Annotated in this window: 13 protein-coding genes and 1 tRNA gene; 10 read left to right on the top strand and 4 right to left on the bottom strand. The window is 68.5% G+C overall.

Annotation, left to right across the window (positions count from 1 at the left end):
* Nucleotides 1-43: 43 nt before the first annotated feature.
* Nucleotides 44-913, top strand: a complete 870-nt coding sequence (locus tag RVX_RS06670) for a hypothetical protein (protein ID WP_116305237.1) — start codon at nucleotides 44-46, stop codon at nucleotides 911-913.
* Between the two features lie 133 nt (nucleotides 914-1046).
* Here the strand turns inward: RVX_RS06670 and RVX_RS06665 are convergent.
* Nucleotides 1047-1123 (bottom strand) — tRNA-Met (locus tag RVX_RS06665).
* A gap of 111 nt (nucleotides 1124-1234) precedes the next feature.
* Between RVX_RS06665 and RVX_RS06660 the strand changes: the two genes are divergently transcribed.
* From RVX_RS06660 to RVX_RS06650, 3 genes are all read left to right on the top strand, one after another.
* The gene (locus RVX_RS06660) at nucleotides 1235-1957 is read left to right on the top strand and encodes a glycosyltransferase family 2 protein (RefSeq protein WP_116305236.1); all 723 of its coding nucleotides are present in this window, start codon (nucleotides 1235-1237) and stop codon (nucleotides 1955-1957) included.
* A 71-nt stretch (nucleotides 1958-2028) separates the two neighbouring features.
* Entirely contained in the window at nucleotides 2029-2373 is a 345-nt protein-coding gene (locus RVX_RS06655) for a hypothetical protein (RefSeq protein WP_116305235.1), read from the top strand.
* 192 nt (nucleotides 2374-2565) lie between these two features.
* A complete protein-coding gene (locus RVX_RS06650) occupies nucleotides 2566-3300 on the top strand; it encodes a TVP38/TMEM64 family protein (RefSeq protein ID WP_116305234.1) in 735 nt (244 codons plus the stop codon).
* Between the two features lie 147 nt (nucleotides 3301-3447).
* Here the strand turns inward: RVX_RS06650 and metG are convergent, their stop codons facing one another.
* Both metG and ricT read right to left on the bottom strand, forming a co-directional pair.
* Complete coding sequence (metG, locus tag RVX_RS06645; RefSeq protein ID WP_116305233.1) at nucleotides 3448-5430, bottom strand: methionine--tRNA ligase; 1983 nt, start codon at nucleotides 5428-5430, stop codon at nucleotides 3448-3450.
* A gap of 151 nt (nucleotides 5431-5581) precedes the next feature.
* A complete protein-coding gene (ricT, locus tag RVX_RS06640) occupies nucleotides 5582-7225 on the bottom strand; it encodes a PSP1 domain-containing protein (protein WP_116305232.1) in 1644 nt (547 codons plus the stop codon).
* 302 nt (nucleotides 7226-7527) lie between these two features.
* Here ricT and RVX_RS06635 point away from each other — a divergent pair, with 302 nt between their 5' ends.
* From RVX_RS06635 to RVX_RS06610, 6 genes are all read left to right on the top strand, one after another.
* Entirely contained in the window at nucleotides 7528-8085 is a 558-nt protein-coding gene (locus tag RVX_RS06635) for an HD domain-containing protein (protein ID WP_116305231.1), read from the top strand.
* 171 nt (nucleotides 8086-8256) lie between these two features.
* Entirely contained in the window at nucleotides 8257-9252 is a 996-nt protein-coding gene (locus tag RVX_RS06630) for a glycosyltransferase family 2 protein (RefSeq protein WP_116305230.1), read from the top strand.
* A gap of 398 nt (nucleotides 9253-9650) precedes the next feature.
* A complete protein-coding gene (locus RVX_RS06625) occupies nucleotides 9651-10997 on the top strand; it encodes an ATP-dependent 6-phosphofructokinase (RefSeq protein ID WP_116305229.1) in 1347 nt (448 codons plus the stop codon).
* 205 nt (nucleotides 10998-11202) lie between these two features.
* Nucleotides 11203-14646, top strand: coding sequence for a UvrD-helicase domain-containing protein (locus tag RVX_RS06620; protein WP_116305228.1), 3444 nt, complete (start codon nucleotides 11203-11205; stop codon nucleotides 14644-14646).
* Nucleotides 14643-17927, top strand: a complete 3285-nt coding sequence (locus RVX_RS06615) for a PD-(D/E)XK nuclease family protein (RefSeq protein ID WP_116305227.1) — start codon at nucleotides 14643-14645, stop codon at nucleotides 17925-17927. The genes RVX_RS06620 and RVX_RS06615 overlap by 4 nt, the downstream gene beginning before the upstream one ends.
* A gap of 345 nt (nucleotides 17928-18272) precedes the next feature.
* Complete coding sequence (locus RVX_RS06610) at nucleotides 18273-19394, top strand: NAD(P)H-dependent flavin oxidoreductase (protein WP_116305226.1); 1122 nt, start codon at nucleotides 18273-18275, stop codon at nucleotides 19392-19394.
* Between the two features lie 213 nt (nucleotides 19395-19607).
* Here the strand turns inward: RVX_RS06610 and RVX_RS06605 are convergent, their stop codons facing one another.
* The gene (locus RVX_RS06605) at nucleotides 19608-20714 is read right to left on the bottom strand and encodes a tyrosine recombinase XerC (protein ID WP_172596535.1); all 1107 of its coding nucleotides are present in this window, start codon (nucleotides 20712-20714) and stop codon (nucleotides 19608-19610) included.
* Between the last annotated feature and the right edge of the window lie 82 nt (nucleotides 20715-20796).

The raw sequence follows: 20796 nt of genomic DNA, 5'->3' as shown, positions 1-20796 counted from the left end.
CCGGAAAGCAGGGGATCGGGAAACAGCCCACCGGGAAACAGCCATGCCGCAACTCGACATCATTCCGCCGCACGAACTGGCCCGCCTGGCCCGCCATCAGGGTGAACCGGCCCTGGCCGCCATCCGCCGCGAATTCGTGCCCGCCGTGACCACCCCGGTGTGGCGCGGCCTGGTGGAAGAATTCATGGAACTGGAAGAGCCCCTGACGCCCTATGCCCATCCCCGGCACCCGGCGTGGAGCTTTGCCGCCTCGCCAGGCTCCGGCGCGCACCACGGGCACATCGGGGGGCTGGCCCTGCACGTGCTGCAAGACCTGCGCAACGCCCGCGCCCTGGGCGACGCGCACGAGGCGCGCGGCCTGCCGCTGGACCGCGGCCTGCTCTACGCCGCCATCCTGCTGCACGACTGCCTGAAGCGCTTCGTGTACGCCTTCGACGCGGACTACACCCTGCACAAGTCCGAAGACTCATTCATCGCCCGCAACGAGGACCACCACTCATGGGTGCTGCGCGAACTGGCCGCGCGCGGAGCGGACGAAGAGATCATCCTGGCCACCGCCGCCATGCACGGGCTGGACGACGTGAGCCTGGCCGAAGGGGTGAAGCCGCTGGCCGTGGTCAACCATTATCTGGACATCGGCCTGACCGGCCTGACCATGCGGGCAGAGGACGTGCGGGCGGAACACGCCATCGGCTTTCTGGCCGATTCCGACTGGCCCTGGAGCGGGCGCGCCCAGCAGCGCACACGCGCACTGGCCGAGGGCATGGCCCCGCTGTGCGGCGTGCCCGCCGGGTACATGCACCTGTACCTGGGTTCACGCTTCAGCTTCGAGCACGTCGATGGGCTGTTGCAGGACATGGGCCGGGAACTGGCCATGGCGCGGCTGCTGGAAAGGATGGGGAAGGACGGGTAGGAAGAGGCTGAACCTTGTCCCGAAAATGGTTTTCTCAACAAAGAAAACCAGTAAGAAAACGGCACGATGCCCACCCGTGCTTTGGCTGAAAAACAAAAAACCCACAGGCGCAAACCTGTGGGTTTCGATATTCTGGTTGCGGGGGCCGGATTTGAACCGACGACCTTCGGGTTATGAGCCCGACGAGCTACCGAGCTGCTCCACCCCGCGACACGATGTGGGGACTGCCTCCCCAGCGAAGAAGGTGTGTATACGCGGGGGTGGTCGGGCTGTCAACAGCACATTTACATCACCGGGCAAATTCCTTATGTAGTGCGGGCCATGCAGAACATCACCTCACTCTCCGTCGTGCTGCCCGTGTACAACGAACAGGACAACCTGCCCGCCCTGTTCGAGGAAATCCGCCGCTCCGTCGCCAACCTTGGCAAGGAGTGGGAAGTGCTGTTCGTGGACGACGGCAGCAAGGACCGCAGCCTGGAAGTCATCAAGGCCCTGGCGGCAGAACACCCCCAGGTGCGCTATCTGTCGTTCCGCAAGAACTGCGGTCAATCCGCCGCATTCGCCGCCGGGTTCCAGGCCGCGCGCCACGAGGTCATCGTGACCATGGACGCCGACCTGCAGAACGACCCCGCCGACATCCCCGCCATGCTCGTCGAATACGAGCGCGGGTACGACATGGTCATCGGCTGGCGCGCCAAGCGCAAGGACACCTTTGCCAAGCGCATCGCCTCCAAATGGGCCAACGCCATCCGCAACCGCCTGACCGGCGAGACGGTGAAGGACACCGGCTGCTCGCTGAAGGTGCTGCGCACCGCCATGGCCCGGCGCATTCCCATGTTCACCGGCATGCACCGCTTTCTGCCCACGCTCATGAAGATGCAGGGAGCCACCGTTTCCGAGCTGAAGGTGAACCACCGCCCGCGCCTGCACGGCGTTTCCAAGTACGGGGCCTTCAGCCGCGCCAAGACCGCCGCCTTCGACCTGCTGGCCGTGGCATGGATGAAACGCCGCTACATCAATTACGATATCGCCGACCGCAACTGATGCAAGGGCGGGGTGCGCCGCCGCCATGTTTCTGGCCGGACCGCCCCTCATCTTTCCAAGGGATTGCGGTAATGGACACGCTGGAATGGATGCTCTGGCCCGCCCGCTGGGCCATCCTGACCATTGGCCTGCTGGCGCAACTGGCCGCGTTGGCGCTCATGCGCCGGGCAACTGCGCGGACTTGCGCCACACCATCACCCCTTCGCATCCGCCAGCCTGAAAGCTCTGCCGCGCCCGACCCCGGACCGGCCGACGGTTCCCCATCCGTTACGGCCGCCAGCGCTTTGCGCATCTTGCGCGGGCTGTTGCTGACCGGCTGCGGCCTCGTGGCCGTCTTTGCCCTGCTGGAGCGCGACATGCTGCTGCTTGCCGGGCAGGCGCTGGTGCTGCCGCTGCTATGGCCGCGCCTGCGCTGATCCGGCGTGTTCCAGCGCCCGCAGCCGGGCACGCCGCCCGCGCGGCCGCATCTTCTTGACGTTGCGGCCCGTTGCCGCTACTGCCCACATGCGGCGCATGCCGCTCACCCTGTTCGGGTGGTGTGGCGAAGACATCCCGCGCCGTTCCGGCGGCAGCTCATCCACCTTCACCCGGCCGCTGCCATAGCCCGCATGACCAATCCCCCCGCCCGACTGCTCAAACGCGTGCTCAAGGGCGCGTTCGTCTTTCTCGGCCTTGCGGCCGCCATCGCGCTGCTGCGCCTTTCCGGCCTGCACGACGCCCTGGACACAGCCTGGGTGGACGCCAACATCCGCGACCATGGCGTCTCCGGGCTGGCCCTGTACCTTGGCGTGGGCTGCCTGCTCACCGCCGTGGGCATGCCCCGGCAGGTGGTCAGCTTTCTGGGCGGCTACGCCTTCGGCGCGGCGCTGGGCACGGTGTGGGGCACGCTGGCCACCGCCCTTGGCTGCGTGGTCACCTTCTATTACGCGCGCCTTGGCGGGCAGTCGTTCGTGGCGCGGCGCTTCAGCCGCAGGGTGGCCAAGATCAACGCCTTTCTCGGGCGCGACCCGTTCGCCATGTCGTTCATCATCCGCTGCCTGCCGGTGGGCAACAACATGCTGACCAACCTGCTGGCCGGGGTCAGCGCCATCCCCGCGCTGCCCTTTTTCGCTGGGTCGGCCGCCGGATACGTGCCGCAGACCTTCATTTTCGCCCTGCTGGGCAGCGGCGTGCGCGTGTCCCCGGAACTGCGCACCACCGCCAGCGCGCTGCTGTTCGTGGTGTCCAGCCTGCTGGGCTACCTGCTGTACCGCCGCTACCGGGTGGACGACACCCTGGAAGTCCCCGAGGAAGAGCCGGGGGACGGCGACGACAACGGCAGCGCCGTCCGCAAGGGCGAATAGCCTGGCAGCAACACCCCGAATTTTTCCGCGTCCGGCCATCCGCCCGGCGCGTTGCATACGCCTTCGCGCAACGCAAAACCGCCCGCCGATGCATTTCGGCGGGCGGTTTGCGTTTCAAACTTCCGGACGGTGGCGGCTACGGCCCCGTTACGACACCTTGGCCCCGTTAGCCACGGGGCCGGACGCGGCCACTAGCTGCATGCCGCTTTCGGTGCGCACCGCAAGGATCATCCCTTGCGATTCCAGGCCGCGCAGCTTGCGCGGGGCAAGGTTGGCCACCACGGCCACCTGACGCCCCAACAGGAAGTCGGGCTCGAAGTACTCGGCAAGCCCGGCCACGATCTGGCGCGGGGCCGCTTCGCCAAGGTCCACTTCCACGCGCAGCAGCTTGTCGGCGTTAGGGTGGCGCTCCACCACCACTACCGTGCCGAAGCGGATGTCCAGCTTCTGGAAATCGGCAAACTCGATGGTCGGGGGCGTGTCTCCAGCAACGGGCGCAACAGGCGTCGGGCCAGACGCAGCGGCCTGCGCGGGGGCTGCGCCCTTGTCCTTCTTCTTGCCTTCCGCCTTGGCGGGCTTGGCCTCTTCGGTCTTTTCCAGTTCCACGCGGGGGAACAGGTTGGACGAGGCGGCAACGGCGGTACCGGCGGGCAGCCCGCCCCAGCGGTCGGCCTCTCCGGCCAGGTCAACCGTGGCCGGGTCCAGCGTCTGGCCCAACTGGCCCAGCAGGACGGCGGACGCCTCGGGCATCACCGGCCACAGGTGCACGGCAACCTTGCGCATGCATTCCAGCATCACATACATGACGGTGCCCAGGCGCTCGGTGTCGCCCTGCTTGAACAGGGTCCACGGCGCGGCATGGTCCACGTAGCGGTTCAGGGCGCGCACCAGCTCCCACAGCGATTCCAGCGCGTTGGAAAAACGCACCCGTTCGAACAACCGCACGTAGTTGCGCTGGGCCTCTTCCGCCAGTGTGCGGATGGCCTCGTCTTCCTCGGTCAGCGGTCCCTGCGGGGGCACCACGCCGCCAAAGTACTTGGCGGTCATGGACAGCACGCGGCTGAACAGGTTGCCAAGGTCGTTGGCCAGGTCCGCATTCAGGCGGGCCACCAGCGCGTCTTCGGAAAAGCTGGCGTCGCTGCCGAAATGCATCTCGCGCAGCAAAAAGTAGCGGAAGGCGCTCAGGCCGTACTTGTCGATCATGGACAGCGGGTCCACCACGTTGCCCAGCGATTTTGACATCTTGGTGTCGCGCACCAGCCAGTATCCGTGCACGTTCAGATTGTTGTAGGGCTCAAGCCCCGCCGCCTTCAGCATGGTGGGCCAGAACACCGCGTGCGGCTTCAGGATGTCCTTGGCCACCAGGTGCTGCACGCCGGGCCAGAAACGGCCGAACTTCTCGCCGCCGGGCCAGTCCAGCGCGGAGATGTAGTTGATCAGCGCGTCGAACCACACGTAGCACACGTAGTCCTTGTCGAACGGCAGTTCGATGCCCCAGGTCAGACGGGACTTGGGCCGCGAGATACACAGGTCTTCCAGCGCGCCGCTGTCCAGAATGCCCAGCACTTCGCTGCGGTAGCGTTCGGGCCGGATGAAGTCGGGGTTGTCCAGAATGTACTGGCGCAGCCAGCCCTGGTACTTGGACATGCGGAAGAAGTAGTTCTTCTCGCTGATGTATTCCGGCTTCACCTGGTGCTGGGGGCACAGCCCGTTTTCCAGTTCCTTCTCGGTGTAGAAGCGTTCGCACCCGTAGCAGTAGTGACCGCCGTACTCACCGAAGTAGATGTCGCCGCTGTCGTAGACCTTCTGCAGCACATCCTGCACGCACTTCTTGTGCTCCGCGTCGGTGGTGCGGATGAACTGGTCGTACTCCACGCCCAGGTGCGGCCACAGGTCGCGAAACTGCGTGCTCACGCCGTCCACGAATTCCTGCGGCGAACACCCGGCCTTTTCGGCGGCCTGCACGATCTTGTCGCCGTGCTCGTCGGTGCCGGTGAGGAAGTAGGTGTCCTTGCCCAGCAGGCGGTGGAAGCGGCGCAGCGAATCGGCCACTATGGTGGTGTAGGCGTGGCCGAGGTGCGGCTTGGCATTGACGTAGTAAATGGGTGTGGTGATGTAGAAGCGGTCCACGTGGGTCTCCCCCCGATTGGGGCGATGCGGGCGGTGCGGACCCGCCGCGCCGCCGTTCCGATATGATGGCCGCCCCCGGCGCGTGCCGGGGGCGGAAGCTGTCGCCTGTGTAATCGCAGCGCCTTGGCGCCCTTGCGGGGCCTGGCGGGCGCTAGTCGTTCATTCCGCCACCGCCGCCCTGTCCGCCTTCGCCCTGTCCGCCGTCACGGTGGCCGGAGGGACGCCGCTTGCGCTTGCGCCGCCCCCTGCTGGAGCGCAGGGTGGAGGGATCGGTGTTTTTCAGCGGGCCGCGCGCGCGCGGCATGGCGATGGCCGCCGGTGCGCCACCGGCAGGAGCGCCACTGGCCGGGGCTGTCCCGGAAGAAACCGCCGGGGTTGCCTGGGGTGCCATGGTTGCCGTACCAGCCGGAGCCTCCGCCGCGGGGGCCTGCGGCGCGTCTCCGCCCGCAGCTCCCATGGGCGCGGAAGGCGAGGAAGGCGCTGCACCCTGCGGGGCCGTGTCCGAGCCGCCCTGGACGGGTGCCACGGTGATGTCTGCCCCGGCCGTTCCGGAAATTTCCGGCGCAATGCCGACCCCGCCCGCCGCAGCCTGCGGAGAGCTTGCCTCTTCGGCCAGCGGCGCCGGGTCGCCGGTCATGAACGTGTCGAAGGTGGCGGCGAATGCGGCCTGGGCGATGCTGCCCGCCGGAGCGGACGCCGCGCCGGACGGCACGATTTCCCGCAAGGGGGGCTGGCCTTCCTGCGGGACGCGGGCATCGCGCCTGTCCAATCGGTCGGGCCTGTCGGGCCTGTCACCACGCTCGCCGTTGCCGCTCCGGCCCTGCCTGTCTGGCCGGTCTGTACGGTCTGTTCGCTCTGGGCGGTCCCCCCGTTCCGGCCTGCGCCCGTCGCGCCCGTCACGGCCGTCGCGCGGGCCATGGCCCTCCGGACCTTCGGGGCGGCCACCGCCGCCACCGCCGCCAAACCCGCCGCCCTGGTCGGGACGGCGCGGCTCCATCTGCTGCCATTCCTCCAGCGTGACCTCGACCTCTTCGTTGGTCTCGGTCAGCAGGGCCAGGCTGCTTCGGAACATGTTGGCGCGCAGCACCTTCACCGCGCCGCGCGAGGTCAGGTACTTTTTGCCCAGGCGCGGGCAGCGCCGGTGAAATTCCTCGTAGTTTTCCTGCTCGTAGCTCAGGCAGCACAGCAGGCGTCCGCAGATGCCCGAAATCTTGGCCGGGTTCAGGAACAGGTTCTGCTCCTTGGCCATCTTGATGGTGACCGGGGCGAACTTGCGCAGAAAGCGGCGGCAGCAGCAGACCATGCCGCAGTTGCCCACCGCGCCGATCATCTGCGTTTCGTGGCGCACGCCTATCTGGCGCAGTTCGATGCGGGTGCGGTAGTTCTTGACCAGGTCCTTGACCAGTTCGCGGAAATCTATGCGGGTGGGCGCGGTGAAATAGAAGATGATCTTGCTGCGGTCGAAGAACACCTCCACGTCCACCAGCTTCATCTCCAGGTCGCGCCCCCGGATGCACTCGTTGCAGAAGGCGCGGGCCTCGTCGCCCAGTTTCTCGTTTTCCGCCGCCTGCTCCAGGTCCTCGCCAACGGCCACGCGCAGAATGGGCCGAAGGTCGCCTTCGGCTTCGCCCGCGTCTTCGGGCAGGTCGTCGCGCAACGCCACCACCTCGCCGATGCCCTGGCCCTGGTCGGTTTCCACAATCACCCTGTCGCCTTCGACAACGGGCTGACCACCGGAAATAAAATAGTATATCTGTCCGTATTCACGGAACTTTATGCCGAGTATTCGTTCCATCATGCTCGCCGGTCGCAGCCGGTTGACGCCCGTCCGGAAACATTCCGGCGGAAGGGGGATGCGTGCGAAAACCGCCGCATGGCCGCGTGTCGGGCCATCCCCGCCTTCCTTGGCGAAATAACCTCCTCTTTTCCGCTTTTATGGGGCACGTGTCAATAAAGCCACGCCCCGCGCGGCCCCGGCGGCGGCACCGCGCGCCGGACGGAAGGCGTCCGACCCGGTTGTCAATGCCCGTGCTCGTGCCGTACAAGGTCCGAAGCCCATGTGACCCGTTTCACGAAGACCGCACACCGGAGGCCCACATGCTCCCCCGCGCCGAAGCTCTCGACCTGTTGCGTTCGCACGATCCGGAACCCCACCTCGTCCAGCATGCCCTTGCCTCGGAGGCCGTCATGCGCGGCTTGGCCGCGCGCCTGGGGCAGGACGCCGAACTGTGGGGCATGGCCGGGTTGCTGCACGACATCGACTACCCGCTCACCAAGGACGCTCCCGACCGGCACGGCCTGGTGGCCGTGGACCTCATCGGCGACAGGCTGCCGCCCGAGGCAGTGAACGCCATCGTGGCCCACAACAGCGAATGCACCGGGCGCGAGCCAGCCACCCTGCTTGACCGCGCCCTGCGCTGCGGCGAAAGCGTCACCGGCCTCGTCAGCGCCGCCGCGCTGGTGCGCCCCACGGGCATGGAGGGCATGCAGGCCTCCAGCCTGAAGAAGAAGATGAAGGACAAGGCGTTCGCCGCCAGCGTCAGCCGCGAGCGGATTCGCGAGTGCGAGGCCATCGGCCTTGAACTCGGCGAGTTCCTGACCATCGCCATCGACGCCATGACCCCGGCGGCCGCAGAACTGGGCCTGGCCCGCTAGGGGCTGCTTCTCGAAAACCCCCATCCGGAAACAGCCGCTGGCCAGCGCCCGACCCACGGTGCCGCCGGGCCCTGCCCGGACGCGCACTGATGCGCACGGATGCGCACGGACGCGCCCCTTTCGCCGACAACGGCACCGCAACACCACACAACCGCCCTCAAGGAACCCCGCATGAAGCTCTCGTTCGTCATCGTCGCCGCCAACGCGGCGAAGTACATCGGCGACTGTCTTGCCTCGGTCCGCGCCGCCGCGTCCGAAATGACGGGTCTTGCCGAATCCGCCGACATCATCGTGGTGGACCGCGCCTCCACCGACGCCACCGCCAAGGCCGTGCGCGACGCCGCGCCCGAAGCCGTGCTGGTGGACGCCCCGGCGGGCCTGGGTTTTGCCGCCGCCGCCAACCTGGGCATCGCCCGCGCCACCGGCGACGTGTTCATCTTCGTGGACCCGGCCGTCACCCTGTGCCCCGGCGCGGCCCGCCGCCTGGCGGAGCACATGGACACCACCCCCGCCTGCATGGTGGCGGGCGGCATGGTCACCGGCCCCAAGGACGCCGTGCTGCGCGGCGCGGCACGCCTGCCCGGCCTCATCGTCAAGCTGGCCCGCCTCAGCGGCCTGCCCGGCCGCTTGCCGCGCACCTGGTTCAACTGGCCCGCCTACGGCGAAAAGCACTTCCAGCAGCCCACCCGCGTGCAGGCCGTCTCGCTGGCCTTCGCCGCCGTGAAGGCCGCCGCCCTGCGCAAGCTGGGCCCGCTGGACGAACGCTTTCATGGCGACGCCTTCACCGGGCACGACCTGTGCCGCCGCATCCGCCGCGCGGTGATGTTCGACTGGAACGTGGCCGTGGTGCCGCAGGCCCGCGCCTGCGCGCAGGACGCCTTTGTCCTGCGCCCCGAAGTCGAGGACTTCGACCTGAACGGAGACGGCGTGGTGCGCACCCGCGTGCGCGACGAGATGCTGTACGTGTGGAAGAACTACTGCGTGCTCACCTCGCTGGGCAACAGCCTGCTGGAGTTGGCGGGCACCAGCGTGCGTTACGTGGTGTCCATGCTGCCCGGCATCGGCTGCGACAAGTGCGCCCGCCACAACACGGCCGTGCTGCGCGAAACCTCGCGGGCCATGCTGGATACCCAGTTGGGCATGCAGTACCCCACCACCCCCTGGTAGTTCCGGGCGGCGACCCCCCCGTCGGGCATTGCCCGCGCGGGGCTGCCGGACCCGACGATGCGAACGGAGCGGGCGGCGCAAGCCGTCCGCTCCTGCGTTTTCACCGGTCGCCCCCCCGAACCGGGCTGATTACCACCCGCCGCAGATGCCGGGCGCCCTTCGTGGCACGGGCCGCGCGCTGGCCTTATGGCGCGCCCCGTGCTATCCTGTGAAGAATATGCGTAATGCGGGGCGTGCCGCCCAGGGCGGCCCCACGCCGCACCCGCGCGGCGTCCCACGCCCAGCCGCCCCTGACGTTCGCCTCCTATCCGGCACAGGGTCGGCCCCAAGCCTTCAGCCCCGGCCAACGCCGCCACCATCGCCCATACCGCCAATTCGGCCAATTCGGAGGACACCCCATGCCCTCGACGCATTTCGACAACGGCTCCCTGCAACTGGACACCGCCATTCCCGTCCTGGGACCGGCCAAGATACCCACCCCGCTCTGCTACGGCAGCTACGCCGACGAACAGGGCATTCCCCTGTTCCTGGACCGCGAGCACATCGCGGAACTGGGCTCGGAATCCGTGCCCCTGCTGTTCGAGCCCGCCGGGCCGCGCAGCCACCTGTATTTCGATTCCTCCAAGACCAAGTGCGCCATCGTCACCTGCGGCGGCCTGTGCCCCGGCATCAACGACGTCATCCGGGCCATCGTCATGGAGGCGCACCACGCCTACAACGTGCCCGCCGTCATCGGCATCCGCTACGGGCTGGAAGGGTTCATCCCCAAGTTCCGGCATGAGTTCATGGAACTGACCCCGGACAGGGTGTCGGACATCCACCAGTTCGGCGGCACCATCCTGGCCTCGTCGCGCGGGCCGCAGCCCCCCGAAGACGTGGTGGACGCGCTGGAACGCATGAACGTCAGCGCCCTGTTCATGATCGGCGGCGACGGCACCATGCGCGCGGCATCGGGCATCGTGGCCGAAATCGCGCGGCGCAACCTGCGCATTTCGGTCATCGGCATTCCCAAGACCATCGACAACGACATCAACTTCATCAGCCAGTCGTTCGGCTTCGAAACCGCCGTGTACAAGGCCACGGAAGCCATCCAGTGCGCCCACGTGGAAGCGCTGGGAGCCATGAACGGCGTGGGCTTGGTCAAGCTGATGGGGCGCGAGTCGGGCTTCATCGCCGCGCACGCCACCCTTTCGCTGAAGGAAGTGAACTTCGTGCTCATCCCCGAGGTGGGCTTTACCCTGCATGGCGAAGGGGGTCTGCTGCCCGCCCTGGAAAAGCGGCTGCGCTCGCGCGCCCACGCCGTGATCGTGGTGGCCGAGGGCGCGGGCCAGCACCTGCTGGAAGGCACCGGCGAAACCGACGCCTCGGGCAACCCCATCCTGGGCGACATCTCCACCCTGCTGCGCACCGAGATCAAGCGCTACTGCGAGGAACGCAGCCTGCCCTTCACCCTGAAGTACATCGACCCCAGCTACATCATCCGGTCCGTGCCCGCCAACGCCAACGACCGGGTCTACTGCGGCTTTCTGGGCCAGCACGCCGTGCACGCCGCCATGGCGGGCCGCACCGGCATGGTGGTGTCCAAGCTGATGGACAGGTACGTGCACCTGCCGCTGGACCTGGTGACGCGCACCCGGCGCAGGCTGAACGTGGCGTCCGACTACTGGCGGGCGGTGCTGGAGTCCACCGGGCAGGTGGATCTGGCGGGGATGGTGCCGGATACCACTCGCGCCTGCCCAATCTAGTTTCCGGAGGGGCTTTCCCCCTCTGGCGGCGTCAGCCACCGTGTTCCGCTCGGGTCACGTACCGAAGATACGCTCCCCTCACGGAACACGGGGCTTCCTTGCCAGATGACGAAATCCCCGTCCGGAAACGGTGTCGCGCTCATACACAATAATTTTGCCTGCCTTTTCCAAATCGCTAATTCCCAATAGTCAAGAATCTCACCCCATGCCCACGCCAACACTGACGCAGATCAAGGCCTCCGCCGGATCGGGAAAGACCTACACCCTGACCCGGCGGTTCCTGTCGCTGCTGGCGGGGGCGCGCGACGAGGACGGACGGGCCTGCGCGCTGGCCGCGGAGGGCGGACACTGCTGGCCCGACATCCTGGCGGTGACCTTCACCAACAAGGCGGCGTCGGAAATGAAGGAGCGGGTCATCCGTCTGCTCAAGGAGCACGCCCTGGCCGATCCGGACAAGGCCAAGCGGGCGGAAAAAGGCGGGGGCGACAGCAGCGGTGGCGCATGGCCCCCGGCCCGCGCGGCCCGTTGGGTGGACATCATCCTTCGGCGCTACGGCGCGCTGAACATCCGCACCATCGACAGCCTGCTGACCATGCTGGTGCGCCTTGCCGCGCTGGAACTGTCCCTGCCGCCCGACTTCGAGCCGTCCTTCTCGCCCGACGAGTATTTCGATCCGCTCTACGACCTGGTGCTGGACCGCGCCCGCCGGGGCGACGCCCAGTTGCGCGATGACGTGCGCGACGCCTGCCGCCTGTTGCTCTTCCACACCGACCTCAAGGGATTCACCGTTGGGGCCGGGCTGCGCGTGCGCCTTTCGCAGCTGTTGCAGCTGCATCTGGCCGAAGGGGGCATGTCCGCCCCCAGCCCCTTCAATGAGGATGCGCCCCGGGGCGGCCTGCCCGATATCGATACCGACGCGCTGGCCGCCAAGCTGGTCGCCATCCACGCGGACATGCGCGACGCCACGGCCGCGTTGGCCCGCATCCTGGCCGAAGAGCAGCTTTCCGCCGCCGCGACCCTGCACAAGTTTCTGGACAAGTGTGCGCAGAACAGCGCCTTTTCTCCGCTGTCCAAGTCTGTCTACCTGGAAAAGGGCGGGCTGGACGATTGCCTGCTCAAGGCGTCCAAAGGCAAGGGCAGCGACGACGCGCGCGCGGCCTTCGATGCCTGGCGCGACGCCTGCAACGACTTCGCCATGCGCGGGCGGCTCATCCAGCGCGCCTTGCAGGTGGCTCCGCTGGCAGGCCTTGCCCGCGCCATCGCCGCCCATCTTCCCGACTTCCAGCGGCGCGAGGGCAAGCTGCCCCAGCCGCTCATCCCGCTGCACGCCCGAGACATCCTGAACAACGAATTCGGCGTGTCCGAAGCCTTCTGCCGCATGGGCACGCGCCTCGCGCACATCCTCATCGACGAATTCCAGGACACCAGCCGCGACCAGTGGGCCGCCATCGAGCCGCTGGCCGTGGAATGCCTGTCGCGCGGGGGCGGGCTGACCTGGGTGGGCGACGTGAAGCAGGCCATCTACGGCTGGCGGGGCGGCGATTCCGCCCTTTTCGACGACATCCTGGCATCCCCGGCGCTTACCGCCATCGTCCCGACGCCCGAGCGCGACACCCTGCCCCGCAACTGGCGCAGCCGCGTGGCCATCGTGCAGCACAACAACACGGTGTTCGCCCAACTGGACGACCCGCTGCGCGCGCGGGGCGTGCTTTCGGCCATGCTGGGCGAAAAGACGCCCGGCCACGTGCTGGACGAGGCCGCCGCTTCGGTGGCGCGGGCCTTTGCCGGGGCGGCGCAGGGCGTGCCCGACAGGCCCGCCGCGCAAGGCGGGCTGGTGCGCATCGTCCCCGTGCACGGAGAGGACAACGGAGACCTGCGCGACAAGGTGCGCCAGCAGCTGCGCGCGCTGTTTCTGGACGATCTGGCCGCCCGCCGCCCGTGGCGCGACGTGGCCGTACTGGTGCGCAAGAACGACGAATCCGCCCTTGTGGCCTCGTGGCTCATGGACTGGGGCGTGCCGGTGGTCACCGAGAACAGCCTGCGCCTCGCCGACCATCCCCTTGTAACGCAAACCGTGGCCCTGCTGGCCTTTCTGGACTACCCGCCCAACGCGCTGGCCCTGTGGGAGGTGCTGACCGGCGCGGAACTGTTCGGCGAAGTCAGCGGCCTTTCCGACCGCGCGTTGCGCGACTGGCTGGCGGAGCGGTCCGCCCGCGCCGCCGATGACCCGCGCGGCGGCAAGGGGCTGCTGGCCGACTTCCGCGCCACGTTCCCGGCCGCCTGGGAAACGTGGTTGGCCCCGTTTTACGCCCGCGCCGGGCTGATGGGCCCCTACGACACGGTGCGCGAAATCTTCGAGCGCTTTCGCGTGGCGCAGCGCCACCCCGAGGACATCGGCTACGTGCGCCGCTTTCTGGAAGTGGTGCACAACGCGGAATCGCGCGGGCTCACCTCGCTGGCGACCTTTCTGGAATTCTGGGTCGAAAGCGGCGGCGAGGAAAAGGTGCCCATGCCCGAGGCCATGGACGCCGTGCGGGTGATGACCAAGCACAAGTCCAAGGGGCTGGAATTTCCGGTGGTGGTCATTCCCTTCCATCATCAGCCCGACCGCACCGACCCGCCGCTGGTGGTGGCGGAACTGGACGGCCAGCCGCTGCTGGCCCCGCTGTGCCCGGAAATGGGCGACCGCTACCACCGCGCGCAGGCGGCCGCCGCCGCCGAAAAGCTGCATCTGCTGTACGTGGGCTGGACGCGCCCGGTGGACGAACTGCACGCCTACGTCACCTCCACCCCGTTTGCGGATACGCATTCGTCGCTGCTGGCCGGGGTGCGCGCCCTGCTCACCGGGTGCGGCATCGACACGGAGCAGGAATACGTGACCGGCGCGGTGCCCCCGGCTCAGGGGGAAGACACGCCGAGTGATGCGACGCCGGAAGTCCCGCAGGACATGGAATACGCGCGAGCCGTGCCGCATGCCGCACCAGACGCACCGCAGACCACGCCACCCGCCACCCCGCACGCGCCGTCTGCCCAATCACCGGAGCAATTGCCAGACGCCGCCCCGTGGCGGCCCATGCAGTGGCTGCCGCGCCTGAAGATTTTCCGCAACCAGCTGGAGGAATTCACCTTCACCGAACGGCGGCGCGGCATGCTGGTGCACGCCTGCCTGGAACAACTGCGCCTTACCGGCAACCCGGAGCAGGACGCCGCGCGGGCCGTGGGCCACGGCATGCGGGCCTTCCCCCTGCCGGTGCCCGAGCCGGAGGGCACCGCCCGCGAGCTCACCGCCATGCTGGCGTGGCTGGCGGCGCTGCCGCAGGCCGCGCACTGGTTCACCCACGGCGTGCCGGAACAGTCCATCATGGATGCGCAGGGCAGCATCCACCGCACCGACCTCATGGTGGACGACGGGGAATCCTGCACCGTGGTGGAATGGAAGACGGGCCGCCCCTCTGACGACCACGTGGCCCAGGTGCGCCGCTACCTCGGCCTGCTGGCCGAGGCCACCGGACGCGGCTCCGCCGGCGTGCGGGGCGTGCTGGTGTACCTTGACGGGCGCACGGTGCGGCCCGTGGAACTGCGCGCCACCGACGCCGCCCCGCATAGTGACGCCCCTCCGAATGATGCCAATGAAGGACACCGCCCGTGACCGGCCCAGACGACATCCTCATGCCCGGCGCGGCCGCCGCCCGGCCCAGACGGTCAGCCGCCCGCCGCGCCGCCCCGCGCGCGTCATCCCGCGCCCCGCATGACGGGTCCGGCCCACGCCCGTTCCTGATCTTTCCGTGGGACACGGATTTCCTGGCCGGGCTCACCAAGACGCTCATCAAGGTCACCGGCGGCCGCCCCGGCGACGCCGTGTTCGTCTTTCCGCACGGCCGCCCCGGCCGCTACCTGGTGGACCGCATCCGCCGCGCCCCGGACACCGCCCGGCCCTGCCTGCTGCCCCGCGTGTTCACGGTGCGCCAGATGTTCGCGCTGCTGCGCGCCCACGCGGAAGACCCCGCCGCGCGCCCGGCCCGGCCCATCCCCCTGCTGGACCGGGTGGGCCTGCTCATGGACTGCGTGCGCGGTCTGGCCCAACCCGGCGACGAACTGTACGCGCACCTCGCCGCCACGGACCAGCGCCGCTTCTTTCCCTGGGGCGTGCGCCTTGCCGCGTTGATGGAGGAATTCTTCGTCCAGAACCGCGTGCCGGAAGACTACCAGTACATGGAAGGCCAGGTGGCCCCCTTTGCCGCCGCCCTGCTGGGCGCGCTGGGCCGCATCCACGAGGCGTACGCGGCGGCGCTGACCGAGCTCGGCTGGACCACGCCGGGCTTCGACGCCTTCCGTTCCGTGCGTCTGCTGCCCGGCCCCGGTGAAACGGGGCGCGCCACCGAACGCCCCGACGGCTTCGCCCTGCCCCCGCTGCTGGCGGGCAAGCGGTTGTTCGTGGCCGGGTTCTCCACCCTCACCGGCACGGAAGAGGCGTTGTTCCTGCACCTGTGGCGGCACGAAGGGGCCACGGTGTGCCTGCACACCGACGCGGCAGTGGCGGAACTGGGGGCGCGACCTGTGCACTGGACCTGCGAGGACCATGTGCGCTGGCTGACATCATGGCGGGCTGGCGCCGATATGGCCTGCCACCCTTCCGGGCACATCCCTTCGATCGCGTTTCACGAAGGCTACGACCTGCATTCCCAATTGCTGGTCATGGAAAGGGAGTTGCGTTCCGAAAGGGAAAGCGCGCCCGGTTCCGACAACTTGAAGGAATCAAGTCTAACGCCAGCAATCGAAAGCACCGAAAGTTCCATCCCCCCCGCGCCGGATGCCGACGAACTGGCGGGCACGGCGGTGGTGCTGCCCGATACCGGGCTGCTCATGCCCGTGCTGCACCATCTGCCGGACAAGGACGTGAACATCTCCATGGGGTATCCGCTGGTGCGCTCCACCCTGGTGCGGCTGGTGGAAACCCTGATGCGCCTGCAGGAGACCGCCCGGCCCGCCGCCTCGCTGGCCGGGTTGGGAGAGGGGCAGGACGAACAGCCGGGCGAAGGCGGGGCCAGCCCCGCCGCAGGCACAGCGGACGCCGCGCCGTCTGCCATGCACTACCACTGGCGCACGGTCATCGAGTGCATCCGCCACCCCTACCTGAAGATGCTGGAACTAGATGGCGACCGCCCCCTGCGCGACCTGTTCCACCTCATGGAAAACGCGGTGCGCGGCGGGGCCAGCTTCGTGGAACCGCGCGCGCTGGCCCGCCAGGTGGCCCAGAAGGCCCCCGGCGGTGAGCACGGCCCGGCAGCCGCCCTGCTGCACCGCGTGCTGGAGCTGTGCCTGACCCGCTGGGAAACGGCGGACACCCCGGCCCGCGTAGCCGAGGCCGTGGGCGCGTTGTGCGACCTCTTGCTGGCCCACGGCGGCACCCTGTGGGAACGCTTTCCCATCGACGCGGAATGCCTGTTCCGTCTCATGCAGCGGGTCATCCCCGCCCTGCGCGACTGCGAACTGGCGGACACCCCCTTTCCGCGCGAGGTGCTGCACACCATCCTGCGCGAAACCCTGCGCGAGGAACGCGTACCCTTCGAGGCCACGCCCCTGGCCGGGTTGCAGGTGCTGGGCATGCTGGAAACGCGCCTGCTGCGCTTTCGCCGGATCATCGTGCTGGACGCCACCGAAGACCGCCTGCCCGGCGCGCCGGGGCACGACCCGCTGCTGCCCGACAGCCTGCGCGCCATGGCCGGGTTGCCCGATTCACGCCGCCGCGAACGGGTGGCCGCGCACAACTTCCACCGCCTGCTGGCCGGTGCGGAAGAGGCCGTGCTGTGCTACCAGACGGGCGTGGACCGCAGCGGCCTGCTGGACGAAAAGAAAATCCGCAGCCGCTTTGTCGAAGAATTGCTGTGGCGCGAGGAACGCGCGCGGGGCAGCCTGCTCTCTCCCGGCCAGCCCCCGCTGCATGCCGCCGCCTGCACGGTGCGCCCGTTCCGTTCCGCGCTGCGCCCCATCGAACGCACCACCGCCATCAATGATGCGCTGGAGCGGCTGCTGGACGCGCCCGTGTCGCCCTCCACCCTCGACGCCTGGTTGACCTGCCCGGTGCGCTTCTTTCACGAACGGCTGGCCGGACTGGCCCCGCCGGACGAGGTGAACGAGGGCGACGACCCGCTGGCCGTGGGCGAGTTGCTGCACGAGGTGCTGAAGGACTTCCACCTGCCCCACAAGGGGCGCGAGGTGCGCCGCGACGAGCTTTCCGCCGAGCACCTCGCCCGCCTGTTCCTGCAACGGCTGGCAACGTCTGGCCTGTCTGGCCGCCTGCCGCCCGACGCCCTGCTGATGCTGGAGGTGGCCGGTCCGGAACGCCTGGGGCGCTACCTGTCCCGCCAGCCGGAACGATTCACCGTGCTGGACCTCGAAGAGCCGGTGGAGGCCACCATCGACGTGCCTGGCAGCGCGGGCCACCGCGTGCGCCGCCTGCACGGCCGGGTGGACCGGGTGGACCTGCGCGGATTCAAAGACGGCGAAGGCGCGGTGATCTTGGACTACAAGACCGGCAAGGTGGAATGGTCCACCCGCGCGTGGTCCGACGACGCGTTGTGGGAACGCATCGAGGTGTGGACCCCGGACCACGACCCCGGCCTGCTGGCCGACGTGGCCGGCGCCCTGCACGGCGTGCAATTGCCCGCCTACGTGTACATGTACGGCCAGCATTCCGGCCATGACGTGCACGACGCCGCCTGGGTCATCCTGCGCGACGCCGGGCAGGAACTGCCCCTGTTCGGAGACGGCGTGGACGACGAAGCCCGCGACACGGCCATCACCACCCGCATCCCCGCCCTGCTCTCCTTCCTGTTGCGGCACATGGCCGAAGCGCCGTTGCTGCTGCCGCGCGACGGCAAACATTGCGACTGGTGCTCTTGCGCAAAACTGTGTAAAATGCGTGCTTGAGGGAACGGGCCGCATCGGCCCTTCCGCGCCGCCAGCGCGGCGTCCGCCCGGCTTCGGCCCGGCGGCGGTTGCGCCCATGCAGTGGGGACTGCACGGGAAACTACGCACCGCCGCCACCGCACCGCACGACGCCACCCAGCGTTCGCTGCCCGAAAGACTCCGATGCCGCCCACGAAGGCCATGCGGCCTCCGGCCATACCGCCGGACCGCGCAACCTTCCGCACGCCGCCAGCGCATGGCGGCACACCGGAGCGCCCACGCCCACGCCCATTCCAGGCGCGCGCGGGCCCGGTTCATTCCGCGTGCCCTCACCGGCACGCACGCACCGCACCGGAGGACTGAATCATGCCTTTCCCGACCCTGAACATTGGCGACCTGGTCGCCCGCATACCCATCGTGCAAGGCGGCATGGGCGTCGGCATCTCGTTGTCGCGCCTGGCGTCCGCCGTGGCCAACGAAGGCGGCATCGGCGTCATCGCCGCCGCCATGATCGGGATGAAAGAGCCCGACGTGGCCAAAAACCCCATCGAAGCCAACGTCCGCGCCCTGCGCCGCGAGTTGCAGAAGGCCCGCGAAATGACCCAGGGCATCGTGGGCGTGAACATCATGGTGGCCCTGACCACCTTTGGCGAAATGGTCCGCACCTCCATCGAGGAACGGGCCGACATCATCTTCTCGGGCGCGGGCCTGCCGCTGGACCTGCCCAAGCACCTGCGCGACGCCTGCGACCAGAAGAAGGAAGAATTCCGCACCAAGCTCGTGCCCATCGTGTCGTCCGCCCGCGCGGCCTCGGTCATCGCCAAGAAGTGGATATCCCGCTTCGACTACGTGCCCGACGCCTTCGTGGTGGAAGGCCCCAAGGCGGGCGGGCACCTTGGCTTCAAGGCCGAGGAGATCGACGACCCCAACCATTCGCTGGAAACGGTCATCCCGCAGGTGGTGGAGGCGGTGAAGCCCTTCGAGGACGAAAAGGGCCGCCGCATTCCGGTCATCGCCGCTGGCGGCGTGTACACCGGCGAGGACATCACCCGGTTCATGGAACTGGGCGCGGCTGGCGTGCAGATGGGCACCCGCTTCGTGGCCACCCATGAATGCGATGCCGACGACCGCTTCAAACAGGCCTACGTGGACGCCACCGAGCAGGACGTGACCATCATCAAGAGCCCCGTGGGCATGCCGGGCCGCGCCATCGGCAACTCGTTCATCGAGTCCATGCGCGAAGGCGCGAAAAAACCCTTCAAGTGCGTGTTCAAGTGCATCAGCACTTGCGAGCAGGAGCAGACCCCGTACTGCATCGCCGCCGCGCTGATCAACGCCATGAAGGGGAATCTGGAGAAGGGGTTTGCCTTCTCCGGGGCCAACGTGTTCCGGGTGGACCGCATCCAGTCGGTGCACGAACTGGTGTCCTCGCTCCAGCAGGAGTTCGAAGAGGCTATCAGCAAGCGCTTTGGCATGTTGCGCGCTTAGCGTTGCGTTCTTTCGCTCTCGGGCCGCGTCAGGCGGCGCCGCTTGCTCTGGTCACGCACCTTTAGTGCGCTCCCGTCGCAACCGGCTTGCCTTCCTTGCCGGAGAGCGAAATTTCCGCAACGCCCGCAATGCCCCCCTCCCAAAAACACCGGGCCGGAACCCCGCAAGGTTCCGGCCCGTTTTCGTTGGCGAAGGGAAAAGTGGAAAAGGCCTCTACCGCTTGGGCGTGGACTTGCCGCCCCTGCGGGGCGTGGCGGCGCGGGCCGTTTTTTCCGGCGTTGCGACGGGCTTGCGCCGAGCCGCACGGTCTGCCGGGTCCGCGGGTTTCGCCATGTCCGATCGGGGATGCGCCCTGTCGTACACGTCCACCAGGCGCGAAAGGGTCAGGTGGGTGTAGCGCTGGGTGGTGGAAAGCCGGGCGTGGCCCAGCAGTTCCTGCACGCTGCGCAGGTCCGCCCCGGCCTCCAGCAGGTGGGTGGCGAAGGAGTGGCGCAGCCCGTGCGGGGATATGGCCTGCGGCAGCCCGGCCCGCAAGCACAGCGCCTCGATGATCCGCGCGGCCTGCCGCCGGTTCAGGCGGCCGCCCCGCGCTCCCAGGAACAGGGCGGCTTCGCCCCGGCCCTCGTCCACCTCGTGGCGCACCGCAAGCCAAGCGGACAGCGCGTCGCGGGCGGTATCGCTGAGCGGGCTCATGCGTTCGCGCCCGCCCTTGCCCATCACCCGCACCACGCCCGATGCCGGGTCCGCGTCCAGCACGTCCAGTCCCAGCGCCTCGGACACGCGCAGCCCGGAACCGTACAGCAGTTCGGCCAGGGCCAGGTCGCGCGCCAGCAGTGTCGCGTCGGCAGGTCCCGAATCCGTGGCCTGACCGGCGTGGGCAATGGCAAGGCCCTTGCGCTGCCGCCGCTCGTCCAGCAGGGCAAAGGCCTGGTCCACGTTCAGGGCGTGGGGGTGGCGCTGTTCCTGCTTGGGGTTGTGCACGCCCGCCGTGGGGTCCGCCGTGACCCGGCGCAGCCGCAGCAGAAAACGAAAGAACGCCCGCAGCGCCGACAGCTTGCGGGCCACGCTGGACTTGGCGATGCGCAGGCGATGCAGTTCGGCCAGAAACCGCTGCACGTGGCGCTTGGTGATGAGTTCCGGGGTATCCAGCGAAAGCGAGGCGGAGGACGACGCGAGATTCGGCAAGGACGGCCTGCCGGGAATGGCCGGGCCGTCGCCCGTGCCCGACAGAAACGCGGCGAACTGGTCCATGTCGGTGCCGTAGGCCGTCACCGTGGCTGCGGAGTAGCCCTTTTCCATGCCCAGATGGGCCAGGAACATGTCCAGAAGTTCGGCGCGGGCATGGGGGAGGAAGGTGTCGGGGGCAGCGGCTTCACCGGCAGCGGGATGGCCGGAGGCAGGC

The organism is Nitratidesulfovibrio sp. HK-II, from assembly GCF_003402415.2.
Classification (GTDB): Bacteria; Desulfobacterota; Desulfovibrionia; order Desulfovibrionales; family Desulfovibrionaceae; genus Cupidesulfovibrio.
The sequence above is the reverse complement of the archived record's forward strand: the minus strand, read 5'-3'. Positions and strand labels throughout refer to the sequence as shown.